Below are 15014 nucleotides of genomic sequence, written 5' to 3'. Positions count from 1 at the left end.
CCGGACACCGCACGAGGTGTCCGGGCCCCGGTGCGTGCGGCCCGGCGGGCCGGTGCCCGAGGAGGCCGGGGCGTGTCAGTGGTGTCTGGTAGGAAGGTGGCTGTGAGCAGCGACGACGAGCGGTCCGAGGAGCCCGGGTCCGGGGCGCCGGAGCAGCTTGCGCTCATCCGGGAGACGGTGCGCCGGGCCAAGGTGCCGCGCGCCAAACCGAGGACCTGGCGGGGCGCCGCGCTCGCCGGGGAGCTGCCGGTGGCCCGCGTCCTGGTGAACAAGGGCGCGCTCCACCTCGACCAGTACTTCGACTACGCCGTCCCCGAGGAGCTCGACGCGGAGGCGCAGCCCGGTGTCCGGGTCCGGGTGCGGTTCGGGGCCGGAGGGCGCCAGGTCCGCGGCGGCCGGCGCGAGGGCGGCGGGCTGATCGACGGTTTCCTGATCGAGCGGCGGGCGTCGTCGGACTACCAGGGAGCCCTGGCGGCACTCGCCTACGTCGTGTCACCCGAGCCCGTCCTCGGCCCGGAGCTGCTGGAGCTCTCGCGTGCCGTGGCCGACCGTTACGCCGGGAGCCTCGCGGACGTGCTGCAGCTCGCGGTGCCGCCGAGGAACGGCCGCGCCGAGGGCAAGCCGTCGCCCGCACCCCTGCCGCCGCCGCCCGCACCGTCGCCCGGGACCTGGGAGCGGTATGCCCAGGGCCCCGGATTCCTGCGGGCGCTGGCGGAGGGCGGGGCGCCCCGTGCCGTGTGGACCGCGCTGCCCGGACCGCACTGGCCCGAGGAGATCGCCCGGGCCATGGCCGCGACCCTGGCGTCCGGCCGCGGCGCGCTCGTCGTCGTACCGGACGGACGCAGCGCGGGGCGGATCGACGCCGCGCTCACCGCGGTGCTGGGGGAGGGGCGCCACGCGCTGCTGACCGCCGACTCCGGACCGGAGAAGCGCTACCGGCAGTGGCTGGCGGTCCGTCGCGGTTCCGTGCGCGCGGTGGTCGGGACGAGGGCCGCGATGTTCGCCCCGGTCGCCGACCTCGGCCTGGTGGCCCTCTGGGACGACGGGGACTCCAGCCACAGCGACGACAACGCCCCCTTCCCACACGTCAGGGAGGTCCTGGAGCTGCGTGCGGCGCACGGCCGGTGCGCGTTCCTGCTCGGCGGGACGAACTGCACGGTGGAAGCCGCCCAGCTCGTCGAGAACGGCTGGGCCCTGCCCCTGCGCGCGGACCGCGAACAGCTGCGTACCGCGGCACCCCTCGTACGCACCGTCGGAGACGGGGAGCTCGCCCGGGACGGGGCCGCCCGCTCGGCGCGCCTGCCCAGCCTCGCCTGGCAGACCGTGCGGGACGGCCTGCGCAGCGGGCCGGTGCTCGTCCAGGTGCCGCGCCGGGGTTACGCACCGAGGCTGGCCTGCGAGCGCTGCCGGGAGCCCGCCCGGTGCCGGCACTGCGCGGGGCCGCTGGAGGCGCCGGACCAGCGGGATCTCAACTGCGCGTGGTGCGGCAGGGCCGAGACGGCCTGGAGCTGCGCGGCCTGCGGCGGGGTGCGGCTGCGGGCCCGGATCGTCGGCGCCCGCCGTACCGCCGAGGAGCTGGGCCGGGCGTTTCCCGCCGTCCCCGTGCGGACGTCGGGCCGGGACCACGTGCTGGACTCCGTGCCCGACCAGCCCGCGCTCGTCGTCAGCACCCCCGGGGCCGAACCCGTGGCCGAGGGAGGCTACGCGGCGGCGTTGCTGCTGGACGGCTGGGCGATGGTCGGCCGCCCCGACCTGCGGGCGGGCGAGGAGGCGCTGCGGCGCTGGACGGCCGCCGCGGCGCTGGTGCGGGGGCAGCCCGAGGGCGGCACGGTGGTGATCGTGGCCGAGCCGACGCTGCGGCCCGTGCAGGCCCTGGTCCGCTGGGACCCGGTCGGCCACGCCCGCCGTGAGCTCGCGGAACGCGCGGAGCTCGGTTTCCCGCCGGTGTCCCGGATGGCTTCGGTGACCGGCCCCCCGGAGGCGGTGGCCGCCTTCCTCGCCGGTGCGGAGCTCCCGCCCGAGGCGGAGGTCCTCGGCCCCGTTCCGGCGCCGGGAGGCGCTCCCGGCCGGCCCCGCAGACAGGGGGACGCACCGGCCGGGGAGAGCTGGGAGCGGGCGCTGGTCAGGGTCCCGCCCGGGCGGGGAGCGGCCCTCGCTGCCGCGCTGAAGGCGGCGCAGGCCGCGCGCACGGCCAGGGGCACCGGGGATCCCGTACGGATCAGGGTCGATCCGCCGGACATCGGCTGATACGACCCGCGCGGGCGCCCCGCGTCAGCGTGGGCTCACGCGGCCCGGCGGTCCCGCCCTCGGCGTCAGCCGTTGCGCGGGCCGGGGAAGGCGCCGGGGCGCTCCGACGGCTGCGGCGGCATGGACCGGGCCGCGGGCACGGCGGGAAGCGCGGGGGAGGAGCTCGGCTCGGCGGGCACCGCACGGCCGGCGTTCTCCGGAGCGGCCTCCGTCCCCGGCTGCGGGGTGGAGCGGCGTGCGCCGTAACGGCGGTGCACCGCCTGCTTGGTGACCCCGAGGGCGGAGCCCACCGCGTCCCACGAGAAGCCCAGCGAGCGGTCGAAGTCCACCGCCGCGGTCACCAGCGTCTCCACGCTGTCCCGCAGTTCCTGGGCGAGCCGTACCGTCGGGGCCGGAGCCCTGCCGTAGACGACGAAACCCGCGGACGGGCCGGAGCGGCGCGGACGGTAGACGTTGCCCAGCTGCGCAGTGAGGGTACGCAGCGCGTCCACCTGCCGCCTGACCCGCTCGATGTCCCGCACCAACAGGTGCAGACTGGCGCGCGCTTGAGCGTCGTGGGTTGCGTGGTCGGCCATGAACAAGCCTCTCGAACCGGCGTTGACAGGGATCCGGACCGCGTGGGGCGGTCCACTTCGGTCAATTTCACTTGACCAACGCGTCACCTGGCCATCTGGTCACGCAACGGGGGGCGTACGCGCACGTACGCGGGGGCGCGCGAGCGTGCGTGCGCCCCCGTTCGCCGTGCCCCGGCCGTGTGGGCCACCCCCTAGACTGGTGTGCTGCTCGCCACGTACGTACCGGCCCGAGAGGCAGTCCGCCACCCATGAAGCTCGTCTTCGCAGGCACCCCCGAGGTCGCCGTTCCCGCTCTGGACGCCCTGATCGCCTCCGACCGCCACGAGGTGGCCGCCGTGGTGACCCGCCCCGACGCACCTGCCGGGCGCGGACGCCGGCTGATCGCCAGTCCCGTGGCCGAGCGTGCCGAGGAGGCCGGCATCGAGGTGCTCAAGCCCGCCCGGCCGCGCGACGAGGAGTTCCTGGCGCGGCTGCGGGAGATCGCGCCGGACTGCTGCCCCGTCGTCGCGTACGGCGCACTGCTGCCCAAGGTGGCGCTCGCGGTCCCCGCGCGGGGCTGGGTCAACCTGCACTTCTCGCTGCTGCCCGCCTGGCGTGGGGCCGCGCCCGTGCAGCACGCGGTGATGGCCGGGGACGAGGTCACCGGCGCGTCGACCTTCCTGATCGAGGAGGGGCTGGACTCCGGACCGGTGTACGGCGTCCTCACCGAGGAGGTCCGGCCCACCGACACCAGCGGTGACCTGCTCACCCGGCTCGCCTTCGCCGGTGCCGGACTGCTCGCGGCGACCATGGACGGCATCGAGGACGGCACCCTGCACGCCGTCCAGCAGCCCGCCGAGGGCGTCACCCTCGCGCCCAAGATCACTGTCGAGGACGCCCAGGTGCAGTGGTCCGCGCCCGCCCTGCGGGTCGACCGTGTGGTGCGCGGCTGCACCCCCGCCCCGGGCGCGTGGACCCTCTTCCGCGGTGAGCGCCTCAAGCTGGTCCAGGCCGTGCCCGTCCTGGACCGGACCGATCTGGCCCCAGGCGAGCTGGCCGTGGGCAAGAACAACGTGTACGCGGGCACCGGCTCGCACGCCGTCGAGCTGCTCTGGGTCCAGCCCCAGGGCAAGAAGCGGATGAGGGCCGCCGACTGGGCCCGCGGCGTGCGCATCGTCCACGGGGAGCTGCTCGGCCTCTGAGGCCGCGCACACGGCCCCGGGACCGGGGCCGTGCCGCGCGACGTACGCTGGACGGGTTCGCCCCCTCACCATCAGCGGAGCACCTTTCACGTGAACGACCAGCAGCGTCGCCGTCCCGCCAAGCCGCACCGCCGTCCTCAGAAGGACCCGGTCCGCTTCCTCGCCTTCGAGGTGCTCAGGGCCGTCGACGAGCGCGACGCCTACGCCAACCTCGTCCTCCCGCCGCTGCTGAAGAAGGCACGCGCCAAGGGCGACTTCGACGGCAGGGACGCGGCGCTGGCGACCGAGCTGGTCTACGGGACCCTCCGCCGTCAGGGCACCTACGACGCGATCGTCGCCGCCTGCATCGACCGGCCGCTGCGCGAGGTCGACCCACCGGTGCTCGACGTGCTCAACATGGGTGTCCACCAACTGCTCGGCACCCGCATCCCGACGCACGCGGCGGTGTCGGCCAGCGTGGAGCTGGCACGGGTGGTGCTGGGCGAGGGCCGCGCCAAGTTCGTCAACGCGGTGCTGCGCAAGGTCTCCGCGCACGACCTCGACGGATGGGTGGAGCGCGTCGCCCCCGCGTACGACGAGGACGCGGAGGAACACCTCTCCGTCGTCCACTCGCACCCACGCTGGGTCGTCTCGGCCCTCTGGGACGCCCTGGGCGGAGGGCGCGCGGGCATCGAGGACCTCCTGGAGGCCGACAACGAACGCCCCGAGGTGACGCTCGTCGCACGCCCGGGCCGCTCCACCCCCGGGGAACTGCTCGACGCCCTCGGCGAGGAGAGCGGTCTTCCCGGCCGCTGGTCGCCGTACGCCGTGCGGATGGCCGAGGGCGGCGAGCCCGGTGCCCTGGCCGCCGTGCGGGACGGCAGCGCCGGTGTGCAGGACGAGGGCAGCCAGCTCGTCGCCGCCGCCCTGGCCGCCGCGCCGGTCGAGGGCGAGGACACCCGGTGGCTCGACGGCTGCGCGGGTCCCGGCGGCAAGGCCGCGCTGCTCGCCGCGCTCGCCGCCGGACGCGGCGCGACCCTGCTCGCCGCGGAGAAGCAGCCACACCGCGCCCGGCTCGTCGAGCGGGCGCTGGCCGGCAACCCGGGGCCGTACCAGGTGATCACCGCCGACGGGACCCGGCCGCCGTGGCAGCCCGGCTCCTTCGACCGGGTCCTCATGGACGTGCCCTGCTCCGGCCTGGGCGCGCTGCGCAGGCGTCCGGAGGCGCGCTGGCGGCGCCGCGCGGAGGACCTGGAGAGCTTCGCACCCCTGCAACGCGGTCTGCTGCGTGAGGCGTTGAAGGCCGTACGCATCGGCGGGGTCGTCGGCTACGCGACCTGCTCGCCGCACCTCGCGGAGACCAGGGTCGTCGTCGAGGACGTGCTCAAGGGACGCGGTGGAGCCGCCCCAGAGGCGGAGTGGATCGACGCCCGGCCGCTGCTCCCGGGTGTGCCCGCGCTGGGCGACGGCCCGGACGTACAGCTGTGGCCGCATCTCCACGGAACGGACGCGATGTACCTCGCCCTGCTGCGCCGCACGGGCTGACCCGGCGGCGCAGCCCGAGTCGCCGGCGGGGGCGGCCGTCAGTACGGACGGTCGCCCGCGACGGCGACACGCTCGGCCACCCTGCGGTGCGGAGCGTAGTCGTTCACCGCGTAGTGCTGCGTCGCCCGGTTGTCCCAGAACGCGACATCGCCCGCGCGCCAGGTGAAGCGCACCTGGAACTCGGGCACATGCGCCTGCTGGAAGAGCAGGCGCAGCATCCTGTCGCTCTCCTCCCGGTCCCAGCCCACGATCCGGGTCGTGAACGAGGTGTTGACGAAGAGCATCCGGCGGCCCGTCGCGGGATGCGTCCGCACCACCGGGTGCTCGACCGGCGGGAAGCGGTCCTGGAACTGGACCAGCCGCTCCCGCTGGGTGAACCGTGCGAAACCCGGTACGAAGTCGTGCACCGCACGCGCGCCCTCGAGACGCTCCTTCACCTCCGGCGCAAGGTTGTCGTACGCGGCAGCCATGTCGGCCCACATCGTGTCGCCACCGTACGGAGGCACTTCGCGCAGGTGGAGGACCGCACCGAGAGCGGGCCGCTCCCGGAACGTCACATCGGTGTGCCAGACGTTCTCGAAGCTCGGCGTGGACGAGCGGTCGAAGCGCGCCACCTGCGGATCGTCCCCCGCGGCCAGCAGCGGATTGGTCTCCAGCTCGCCCCAGTTGCGGGCGAAGGCACGCTGTTCGGCCGAGCTGGGGTGCTGTCCTCGGAAGAAGAGCACCTTCCACTCCAGCAGCGCCCGGTCGAGCTCCTCGCGTACGGCGGGCGTGAGCGGACGGGTCAGGTCCACACCACTGATCCCGGCCCCGATGAGCGCACCGAGCGGAGCCACGTCGAACAGTGTGTAAGGCCGGTCGGGCTGTCCCGGCGCCAGCCTGCGCAGCTCGCGGGGGCCTTCGTACAGCCCGTCCGGAGGCAGCCGGGAGACGCGTAGCGCGGGGGCGGAACCGATGGACGCGGTGAGGGACATGGGGGCTCCTGTCTGCGTGGGGTGTGCGCGGGCCACTCGCAAGGGGCGGGCGGCCTCGGTCGGTTCAGCGGGCGGCGTCGCGTACCGCCGATCCGATCTCGGCGCGCAACGCGGCGTACTCGGGCAGCCCCCGCAGCCCGTCCGGGTCGTCATTCCCGGTACGGGGCAGGGGAATTGGGACGTCCAGTGCGACGGTACCCGGACCGGCGCCCAGAACCACCGCGCGGGTTCCGAGAAATACGGCCTCGTCCACGCTGTGCGTGACGAAGACCGAGGTGATCCCCGTCCTGGAGCTGACGGTGCGCAGATCCTCCTGGAGCCGCTCACGGGTGAGCGCGTCCAGGGCGGCGAACGGCTCGTCGAGCAGCAGCAGGTCCCTGCCGCCGGCCAACGCACGGGCGATGGCCACCCGCTGCTGCTGGCCCCCCGAGATCTGCCAGGTCCTGCGCCGTGCGGTGCCGGCCAGCCCGACCCGCTCCAGCAGCTCCTCCACGCGCGCCGGGCGTTCCGCCCCGGGGACTCCCGCGTAGCGCAGCGCGAGGGAGATGTTCTCCCCGACCGTGCGCCAGGGGAACAGCCTCGGCTGCTGGAAGACGACTCCCGCCTGGCGCCCCGGCTCCGGTGTCCCGCCATGCACGGTGACGTCGCCGGAGGAGGCGTGCTCGAAGCCGGCGATCAGTCGCAGCAAGGTGCTCTTCCCGCTTCCGGACGGGCCCACGAGCACCAGGAACTCGCCCGCCGGGATGTCGAGCGACAGAGGTCCGAGCGCCGTCACGGCATCCGCGCCGCGACCGTAGCGGTGGGTCACCTCACGTACGGCCACGGCGTACGGGACGGCTGCCGTTCCGGCCCGGTCCTCGACCGGCGCGGCAGCCCGGGCGTCGCCCCGGGCATCGGGTCGGGCATCGGATCGAAGGTCATCGGGAGACTGCATCGCTGAGCCCTTCCACGTACACGGCCTTCTCCAGCTCCGAGAGCTCCGGTGCGGCCGGGATCTGCTTCTGTCCGGCCAGGAACTCCGCGGCGCTCCTCAGATTCCGTGCCAGGCCGCCGACCTGGCCCGGGCGGCCCAGCCACTTGTCGTCGGCCTGTTCGGCCGGCTTGAGGAAGATGCCCTGCTTCAGCTGGGCGGCCGCGTCCCGGGGACTGACCCCGAGCTGCTTGCCGACGGCCTCGGAGGCGGCCGACGGGTCGTCATGGATCAGGTCCAGCGCCCGTGCCTGGGCCTTGCGCCAGGCGCTGATGACCTCGGGCTGTTTCTCGATGACGGCCGTCGACGCCACCCCCAGGTCGAGGGTTGGCCTGCCGGACGCGGCCAGCTCCCGGCTGGAGACCACGGTCGTGCCGGTCTTCCCGAGCTCGTCGAGCGTGGGCAGCCAGACGTACGCCGCGTCGATGTCCCCACGCGACCAGGCCGCGACGATGTCCTGTGGTTCGAGGTCGAGCAGATCGACCTCCGACGCGTCCACGCCCGACTTCTCGAGCGCGGCGAGCAGGCTGTAGTGCGAGGTGGAGCTGAAGGGGGTGGCGACCTTGCGGCCGGCGAGGTCCTTGACCTCCTTGATGCCGGAGCCGTCACGGGCCACCAACGCCTCGTTGTCACCGGCTACGTCCAGCACCCAGGTGACCTGATAGGGGATGTTCAGCGGCTCGGACAGACCGCGTGCCACCGGGCTGGAGCCGATCGCGGCCAGATCGACCGCCCCCGCGACGAAGGCGGTGTTGATGGTCGCGCCGGAGTCGAACTTGATCCACTTGATCGTGTGGTCCGGCAGGGCCTTCTCCAGCCAGCCCTTCTCCTTCACGATCAGGTCGCCGCTGGGGAAGGCCTGGTAGCCGATCCTGATCGTCCTGGCGTCGCCCCGGTCGTCACCGGCTCCGCCACCACCGGTACCGCAGGCGGTGACGACGACGAGTGCTCCCAGAGCCGCGACGAGCAGGGAGGTGCGGTGCGGACCGCGTGTTCCGGGCATGGCGTAGTCCTTCGTTCGTTGATCCGAGGGGGAGTGCGGCACGAGAAGAGGGGGAGACGGAGCGCTGGGCTCAGGGCCGGAGGGTCACGACAGCCGGCGCCAGGGCGCGAGCCGGTTCTCGGCGCCCCGCAGCAGGGCGTCGATCAGCAGGCCCGAGAGGCCGATCGCGAAGAGTCCGAGGACGACCACGTCGGACTGGTTGTAGCGCTGGGCGTCGCGGATCATGCCGCCGATGCCGGGCAGTCCGTTGACGGTTTCGGCGGCGACCACCGAGGAGTAGGCGATCCCGAACGCCAGCCGTACGCCGACCAGGATCTCCGGCAGCGCGGACGGCAGGACGACGGAGGCCACCACCTGGGAGCGGCGTGCTCCGATGGCACGCGCGGCCTCGACCAGCGAGGCGGGCGCGGAGGCGACGGCGGACGCGGTGGCCACGGCCACGGGCGGCATGGCGGCGATCGCCAGCAGCCACAGTTTGGGCGCCTCGTCGATGCCGAACCAGATGATCAGCAGGCTGAAGTAGGCGAGCGGCGGCAGGGTACGGAGGAAGGCCACCGCCGGTTCGAACACCACCCGCACCCACGGCAGCGTGCCCATCAGCACGCCGGCCACCAGCCCGGCCAGGACACCGGCGCCCGCACCGATCGCGATCCGGCGCAGGCTGATGCCCAGATGCTCGATCAGGGTGTGGCCCTGATAGCCACGCACCCCGTCATGGGTGCCGGACGTCTCGAGGAGCGCGTCCCAGACGGCCGCCGGCGGCGGTACCAGCAGCGGCGACCACAACCGCAGGGCGGTGACGAGCTGCCACAGGGCGAGCAGCACGGCCGGCGCCAGCAGCCGCAGCCCCACCCTGCGCAGCCGCGCGGTCCTCTCCGGCGAGCGGCTGCGTGGAGGGGACGGCGGGGCGGGCTCACCGGAGAGCGCCGGGCCGGGCAGCCGTTCTGCCGTGGTCGTGGGTGTGGTCATGGCGGACTCCGTCGGGAGGTGCCGGGGCCCCGGGGCCGCCGGAAGGGCGGACAGGGCCGGGCAAGGGGGTGCGGAGCGCGGACGACAGCGCTCGCGGGCAACGGGGAGGAGGGTCCCGCAGAACGTGAGTGGCCGGTGCGACGTACGCGGACGGCAAGCGTCCGGTCCGGGCTCGCGGACAGGATTCCGGGGGAGACCGCCGGCTCACCCGAGGGGCGGCCGGAGGGCGGGCGGACGACGCCGCACAGTTCTGGTAGCGCTCAGCGCTGCCGGGCCAGGCTCAACAGGAGCAGCTGGTCACACGGCAGAGATCGATGCTGAGGCGCTCCTTCAGGAACTGGTCGCTGGTCACGGGGAGTTTCTAACACAGCCTCACTACGGGCACCAGGGGCTGTCCGCGCCCTGGTACGGACCGGAGCGGGCCCATCGGGACCGCACGTCACCCGTCGGCCGTCGCGCCGCTCCTCGGCGGGCCGGAGGCGGCGGCGGATCAAGGCCGGTGGGACCGGCGGCGGTGTGCCCGCACCGGTGGAGCCCGCGGGGGCGGCCGGGTCTCCGCGAACGGAACGGCGGGGGAGAAAAGACCGGGGATCGAGCGAACCGTAATGATCCCGTGAGGCTTTGGAGCGCACCGGGTCAAGGAAGTGGCTCCGAGCATGGCAGGCTTGGGTGCATGGCCCAGATCAACCCCAGCATCCTGTCCGCCGACTTCGCCCGACTCGCCGAGGAGGCGAAGGCGGTGGAAGGCGCCGACTGGCTCCATGTCGATGTCATGGACAACCATTTCGTGCCGAACCTGACGCTCGGCGTGCCGATCGTGGAGGCGCTGAGCAAGGCGACCGGCACCCCGCTGGACTGCCACCTCATGATCGAGGACGCGGACCGCTGGGCGCCCCGGTACGTCGAGGCCGGTGCGGGTTCGGTCACCTTCCACGCGGAGGCCGCGGCAGCGCCCGTCCGGCTGGCGAGGGAGATCAGGGCGAAGGGCGCCCGCGCCTCCATGGCCCTCAAGCCGGCGACGCCCATCGAGCCGTACGAGGACCTCCTCCCCGAGCTCGACATGCTGCTGATCATGACGGTGGAGCCGGGCTTCGGCGGTCAGGCGTTCCTCGACATCATGCTGCCGAAGATCCGCCGCACCCGTGAGCTGATCTCGAAGCACGGTCTCGAGCTGTGGCTGCAGGTCGACGGCGGGGTCTCCGCCACCACCATCGAGCGATGCGCCGAGGCCGGCGCCGACGTGTTCGTCGCGGGCTCCGCGGTGTACGGGGCCGAGGACCCGGCCGAGGCGGTGCGGGCCCTGCGCGCGCAGGCGGACGCGGTGACCGCTTCCGCACCCTGGGCGTGCGGCCACTGAACCAAGTCCTGATGAACGCGGCCCGAGGGGCCTGATCAAGGATCGCCTGATCTGACAGGATGAAGGCGAATCGAGAGTGTGAACAGCAGTGAGGAGATCGCGGTGTCTGGCATCTCGGCGGGTCGGTCAGCCATGCGGATGGGACCCGCGGAGCTGGTCCAGGCGGCGGCCATGGCCCGCCGGTTCTACCTCGAGGGAAAGTCGAAGATCCAGATCGCCGAGGAGTTCGGCGTCAGCCGCTTCAAGGTGGCCCGGGTTCTGGAGACGGCCCTCGAACGTGATCTCGTGAGGATCGAGATCCGGGTACCGGCGGAGCTGGACGCGGAGCGCTCGGACGCGCTCCGGGCCCGCTACGGTCTGCGGCACGCCGTCGTGGTCGAATCCCCGGCGGAGGAGCAGGACGACGCCGCCGATCCGGAGAACCTGGGCGAGGTGGCGGCCGAGCTGCTCGGCGAGCTGGTGAACGAGGGGGACGTGCTGGGGCTGGCCTGGGGCCGCTCCACCATCCACATGGCGGCGGCCCTCGACCGGCTGCCCCCGTGCACCGTCGTGCAGCTGACCGGTGTCTACGACGCGGGGACGGCCGAGCGCGGCTCCGTCGAGGCCGTCCGCCGCGCAGCCCAGGTGTCCGGCGGCGAGGCGCACCCGATCTACGCCCCGATGCTGCTGCCCGATCCGGCGACGGCAGCCGCGCTGCGTCATCAGACGGGGATCGCCCGCGCCTTCGAGTACTTCGACAAGGTGACGGTCGCCGCGGTCTCCATCGGATCCTGGGAGCCCGGCATCTCCACGGTCCACGACATGCTCTCGGACGAGGAGCGCGCCCACTACGCCTCGCTCGGCGTGGCCGCCGAGATGTCCGCCCACCTCTTCGACACGAACGGGCGCCGGGTCGGGCGCGATCTCGGCGAGCGGTGCATCACGGTGGAGGCCGACCGGCTGCGCCGGATCCCCGAGGTGGTGGCCATCGCCGGAGGGCAGCGCAAGGCGGCGGCGATCGGCGCGGTGCTGCGCTCGGGGCTGGTCACCAGCCTCGTCACGGACACGGCCGCGGCCGACTACCTCCTGACGGAGTCCGCGGCGGGACAGCGGCCCGCTCTGGAGCGGGCCGACCCGGACGTGTGAGCCCGGTCAGGAGAGACGCCGACCAGGGCTGACGCCGATCACGACGGAGGCCGGGCACCGCAGTCCGTACAGGTGCCCGGCCTCCGTCGTACCCGGTTTCAGCGCACGTCGCCCGCGTGCAGTCCCGCGTTGCCCGCGACCACGCCGAGAACGGACTCCTCCAGATAGGCCCCGGGTTCCGCGTACTGACCGACGTCCGCCGGGTTGTAGCGAGGGGTCTGCCGCGACCAGTCGAGATTTCCGCGCATCCAGCTCCGCATCCCGTCGAGATAGGGCACGAGCAGCCCCGCCAGCTCCGGGTACAGACCGAGCAGCTCGGCCTCAGCGGTCAGGAAGCGCTTCGTCTCGGTGGCTATCTCCGCGCAGACGTGTTCGAGCGCCTGGTGCTTCCCGTAGCCGCGGTGATGACGGACCAGGTGGACGAGATTGTGGATCTCGCCCAGAACCTGCTCCTTCTCGTAGGAGTAGACGTCGTTCGCCCAGCAGACGACGTTGCAGGACGCCTCCAGCGCCGTGATGAACCGGGCGTCGTTGTGCACCGATTCGGGCGCCTCCACGCCGGCCACGATCTCTATGAGGTCCATGCACACGTGGATCGCCCCGGTGTGCCGGCGCTTTGCTATGTACGTCGCCTCGGACGGCACGACCCCCGCGGCGCGGTTTCCCGCCTCCCAGCCGGTGGCGGTCGTCAGATACGTCGTGAGATGCCAGGTGAAACGGGCGCGCCAGTGGGGGGAGGCCCGCGGAATCGTACGTTCCCACAGGTCCGCCAGGGCGACGAGCGCGGCGGGGGCGTCCGCCTCCGGCCGGGGGCCGGGCGCCGGCGCCGCGCTCCCGACCACGGAGCGCATCCGCTCCACCACGTCACGCACACGGTCGGGGCTGCGGCCCAGGTGCCCGTCGTCCAGCTGGTCGTCGACGAGGAAGAGCCAGACGAACCAGTCGGCGGCCAGGTCCAGGTGCTCGCTGTTCGCCGTCGGGTGGACCATGCCCACGAAGGCGGCGAAGTCGGCCTGCTGGAAGCGCTGCCTGGCTGATTCCCGATGGATCAGGCCGGTGCGCCGGGTCCACGCTCCGAGGTGCTCACGGGTGTGCTCCACGTGCGGATTGCTCCGCTGGGTGAACGGGCAGTAGATGTCAGGCAGTTCGCTTTCCACAGGCGGATCCCCATCCTCTCCGGCCGAACGCGTGACAGGTGTTCCGGGCTCGTGGGCGGCGTCGCGCCTGCCGCGAGGACCTGCGGGTTTGAAGCTACCTGACCCCTCGTCACCCGGTCCAGGGATCGTGATCACGAAGGGGCGAATCCTGTTCGGGTAGGGTCCATGGGTAAGGCAGGTTCCACTTGCCCGGCCCCCGGGCAGCCTCCTTGGAGGAACGGACGAACGCGGGGGCTCATTGCTGTGTCTTCGTGGAAACGACCTGCACCGTTTCGTATGAAAAAATGGGTGTTATGCGTTTTCTCGAGCCCGGCACCGGTCGCTACACGGCCTCTCCCTCGGTCCCCTACGACCTCACGTACGACGATGTCTTCATGGTCCCCGGCCGTTCCGCGGTCGGGTCCCGGCAGGCCGTGGATCTCTCCTCGCCGGACGGCAGCGGCACCACCATTCCGCTCGTGGTCGCCAACATGACCGCCATCGCGGGCCGCCGGATGGCTGAAACCATCGCCCGTCGCGGCGGCCTGGTCGTGATCCCCCAGGACATCCCTATCGAGGTCGTCACCGAGGTCATCGGCTGGGTCAAGACGCGTCACCTCGTCCTCGACACACCGATCGTGCTGGCCCCCGGCCAGACCGTCGCCGACGCTCTGTCCCTCCTGCACAAGCGGGCCCACGGGGCCGGCGTCGTCGTGGACGCCGGGTACCGGCCCGTCGGAGTCGTCACCGACCACGACCTGGCCGGCGTGGACCGCTTCACCCAGCTGTCCGAGGTCATGTCCAAGGACCTGGTCGTGCTGGACGCCGGGATCGATCCGCGCGAGGCCTTCACCAAGCTCGACGGCGCGAACCGCAAGCTCGCTCCGGCAGTCGACGCGGAGGGCCGGCTCGTCGGCATCCTCACCCGCAAGGCCGCGCTGCGTGCGACGCTCTACACCCCCGCCACGGACGCGGACGGCAAGCTGCGGATCGCGGCGGCCGTCGGTATCAACGGCGATGTGGCGGGCAAGGCCAAGCAGCTTCTCGACGCGGGCGTGGACACCCTCGTCGTGGACACCGCGCACGGCCACCAGGAATCCATGATCAGCGCCGTCGCCGCCGTCCGGGCACTCGACCCGGACGTGCCGATCGTCGCGGGCAACGTCGTGGCCGCCGAGGGTGTGCGCGACCTGATCGAGGCCGGCGCCGACATCATCAAGGTCGGTGTGGGCCCCGGCGCGATGTGCACCACCCGGATGATGACCGGCGTCGGACGGCCGCAGTTCTCGGCCGTGCTGGAGTGCGCCGCCGAGGCGAAGAAGCACGGCAAGCACGTCTGGGCGGACGGGGGCGTCCGCCACCCGCGCGATGTGGCGATGGCGCTCGCCGCGGGCGCGTCCAACGTCATGATCGGCTCCTGGTTCGCCGGCACGTACGAGTCGCCCGGCGACCTCCAGCAGTCCGCCGACGGTCGGTACTACAAGGAGTCGTTCGGGATGGCCTCGGCGCGCGCGGTCAAGAACCGCACCTCGGAGGAGTCCGCCTACGACCGTGCCCGCAAGGGTCTGTTCGAGGAGGGCATCTCCACCTCGCGGATGTTCCTCGACCCCACCCGCCCCGGCGTGGAGGACCTGATCGACTCGATCATCGCGGGTGTCCGCTCCTCCTGCACCTACGCGGGAGCTTCCTCGCTCGAGGAGTTCGCCGAGAAGGCGATCGTGGGCGTGCAGAGCGCCGCCGGCTACGCGGAGGGCAAGCCGCTGCACGCCAGCTGGAACTGAGACCGCGGGGCCCGCGGCCCGCAACAGAGGTGCTCCTCCCCGGCGTTCGCGCCGGGGAGGAGCACCTTTCGTGTGCGCGACCGCGTGCGTGGACGGCTGACCGCTCCCGGACGCGTCATCGACGCGAGCACTCCCGACTCGCCCTCAACATGGTTGAAGGATAAGTAATATG

At 72.9% G+C, this 15014-nt stretch carries 12 protein-coding genes; 6 read left to right on the top strand and 6 right to left on the bottom strand.

Translation table 11 applies throughout. The annotated features are described in order from the left end of the window. The first annotated feature begins 102 nt into the window (after positions 1-102). Positions 103-2247, top strand: coding sequence for a primosomal protein N' (locus tag ABZ441_RS06130; protein WP_358968955.1), 2145 nt, complete (start codon positions 103-105; stop codon positions 2245-2247). Between the two features lie 65 nt (positions 2248-2312). On the opposite strand, the gene ABZ441_RS06125 is transcribed toward ABZ441_RS06130, so the two are convergent. Next, entirely contained in the window at positions 2313-2822 is a 510-nt protein-coding gene (locus ABZ441_RS06125) for a hypothetical protein (RefSeq protein ID WP_358968953.1), read from the bottom strand. Positions 2823-3070: 248 nt separating this feature from the next. Between ABZ441_RS06125 and fmt the strand changes: the two genes are divergently transcribed. After that, positions 3071-4003 carry a methionyl-tRNA formyltransferase gene (gene fmt, locus ABZ441_RS06120; RefSeq protein WP_358968951.1) on the top strand — a complete coding sequence of 311 codons (933 nt, stop codon included), beginning with the start codon at positions 3071-3073 and terminating at the stop codon, positions 4001-4003. A 90-nt stretch (positions 4004-4093) separates the two neighbouring features. Beyond that, a complete protein-coding gene (locus ABZ441_RS06115) occupies positions 4094-5527 on the top strand; it encodes a transcription antitermination factor NusB (RefSeq protein ID WP_358968949.1) in 1434 nt (477 codons plus the stop codon). 38 nt (positions 5528-5565) lie between these two features. Here the strand turns inward: ABZ441_RS06115 and ABZ441_RS06110 are convergent, their stop codons facing one another. The 4 genes from ABZ441_RS06110 to ABZ441_RS06095 form a co-directional block, all read right to left on the bottom strand. Further along, positions 5566-6501: a TauD/TfdA family dioxygenase gene (locus ABZ441_RS06110; RefSeq protein WP_358968947.1), complete on the bottom strand. Its 936-nt coding sequence runs from the start codon at positions 6499-6501 to the stop codon at positions 5566-5568. 64 nt (positions 6502-6565) lie between these two features. Next, positions 6566-7435 (bottom strand): ABC transporter ATP-binding protein, encoded by an 870-nt coding sequence (locus ABZ441_RS06105; protein WP_358968945.1) that lies wholly within the window; start codon positions 7433-7435, stop codon positions 6566-6568. Next, positions 7419-8474: an ABC transporter substrate-binding protein gene (locus ABZ441_RS06100; RefSeq protein ID WP_358968943.1), complete on the bottom strand. Its 1056-nt coding sequence runs from the start codon at positions 8472-8474 to the stop codon at positions 7419-7421. The genes ABZ441_RS06105 and ABZ441_RS06100 overlap by 17 nt, the downstream gene beginning before the upstream one ends. Positions 8475-8558: 84 nt before the next feature. Beyond that, positions 8559-9443: an ABC transporter permease gene (locus tag ABZ441_RS06095; protein ID WP_358968941.1), complete on the bottom strand. Its 885-nt coding sequence runs from the start codon at positions 9441-9443 to the stop codon at positions 8559-8561. 673 nt (positions 9444-10116) lie between these two features. Between ABZ441_RS06095 and rpe the strand changes: the two genes are divergently transcribed. Further along, complete coding sequence (rpe, locus tag ABZ441_RS06090) at positions 10117-10800, top strand: ribulose-phosphate 3-epimerase (protein ID WP_358968939.1); 684 nt, start codon at positions 10117-10119, stop codon at positions 10798-10800. A 138-nt stretch (positions 10801-10938) separates the two neighbouring features. Continuing rightward, on the top strand, positions 10939-11925 hold the full coding sequence (locus ABZ441_RS06085) for a sugar-binding domain-containing protein (protein ID WP_358969217.1): 987 nt from the start codon (positions 10939-10941) through the stop codon (positions 11923-11925). A 98-nt stretch (positions 11926-12023) separates the two neighbouring features. Here ABZ441_RS06085 and ABZ441_RS06080 read toward each other — a convergent pair whose 3' ends face one another. Then, positions 12024-13082, bottom strand: a complete 1059-nt coding sequence (locus ABZ441_RS06080; protein WP_358968937.1) for a terpene cyclase — start codon at positions 13080-13082, stop codon at positions 12024-12026. A gap of 293 nt (positions 13083-13375) precedes the next feature. Between ABZ441_RS06080 and ABZ441_RS06075 the strand changes: the two genes are divergently transcribed. Next, entirely contained in the window at positions 13376-14842 is a 1467-nt protein-coding gene (locus ABZ441_RS06075; RefSeq protein WP_205021969.1) for a GuaB1 family IMP dehydrogenase-related protein, read from the top strand. The last annotated feature ends 172 nt before the right edge of the window (positions 14843-15014 follow it).

The sequence above is a fragment of the Streptomyces sp. NPDC005752 genome, from assembly GCF_040630715.1.
GTDB lineage: Bacteria > Actinomycetota > Actinomycetes > Streptomycetales > Streptomycetaceae > Streptomyces.
This window is presented reverse-complemented; position numbering and strand designations above follow the sequence as displayed.

Bases quoted from the DNA above. Each gene is read 5' to 3' on its own strand.
- ABZ441_RS06085 (WP_358969217.1), top strand. From the start codon at position 10,939: ATGGGACCCGCGGAGCTGGTCCAGGCGGCGGCCATGGCCCGCCGGTTC.
- ABZ441_RS06105 (WP_358968945.1), bottom strand. From the start codon at position 7,435: ATGCAGTCTCCCGATGACCTTCGATCCGATGCCCGACCCGATGCCCGG.
- ABZ441_RS06125 (WP_358968953.1), bottom strand. From the start codon at position 2,822: ATGGCCGACCACGCAACCCACGACGCTCAAGCGCGCGCCAGTCTGCAC.
- rpe (WP_358968939.1), top strand. From the start codon at position 10,117: ATGGCCCAGATCAACCCCAGCATCCTGTCCGCCGACTTCGCCCGACTC.
- ABZ441_RS06110 (WP_358968947.1), bottom strand. From the start codon at position 6,501: ATGTCCCTCACCGCGTCCATCGGTTCCGCCCCCGCGCTACGCGTCTCC.
- ABZ441_RS06075 (WP_205021969.1), top strand. From the start codon at position 13,376: ATGCGTTTTCTCGAGCCCGGCACCGGTCGCTACACGGCCTCTCCCTCG.
- fmt (WP_358968951.1), top strand. From the start codon at position 3,071: ATGAAGCTCGTCTTCGCAGGCACCCCCGAGGTCGCCGTTCCCGCTCTG.
- ABZ441_RS06100 (WP_358968943.1), bottom strand. From the start codon at position 8,474: ATGCCCGGAACACGCGGTCCGCACCGCACCTCCCTGCTCGTCGCGGCT.
- ABZ441_RS06095 (WP_358968941.1), bottom strand. From the start codon at position 9,443: ATGACCACACCCACGACCACGGCAGAACGGCTGCCCGGCCCGGCGCTC.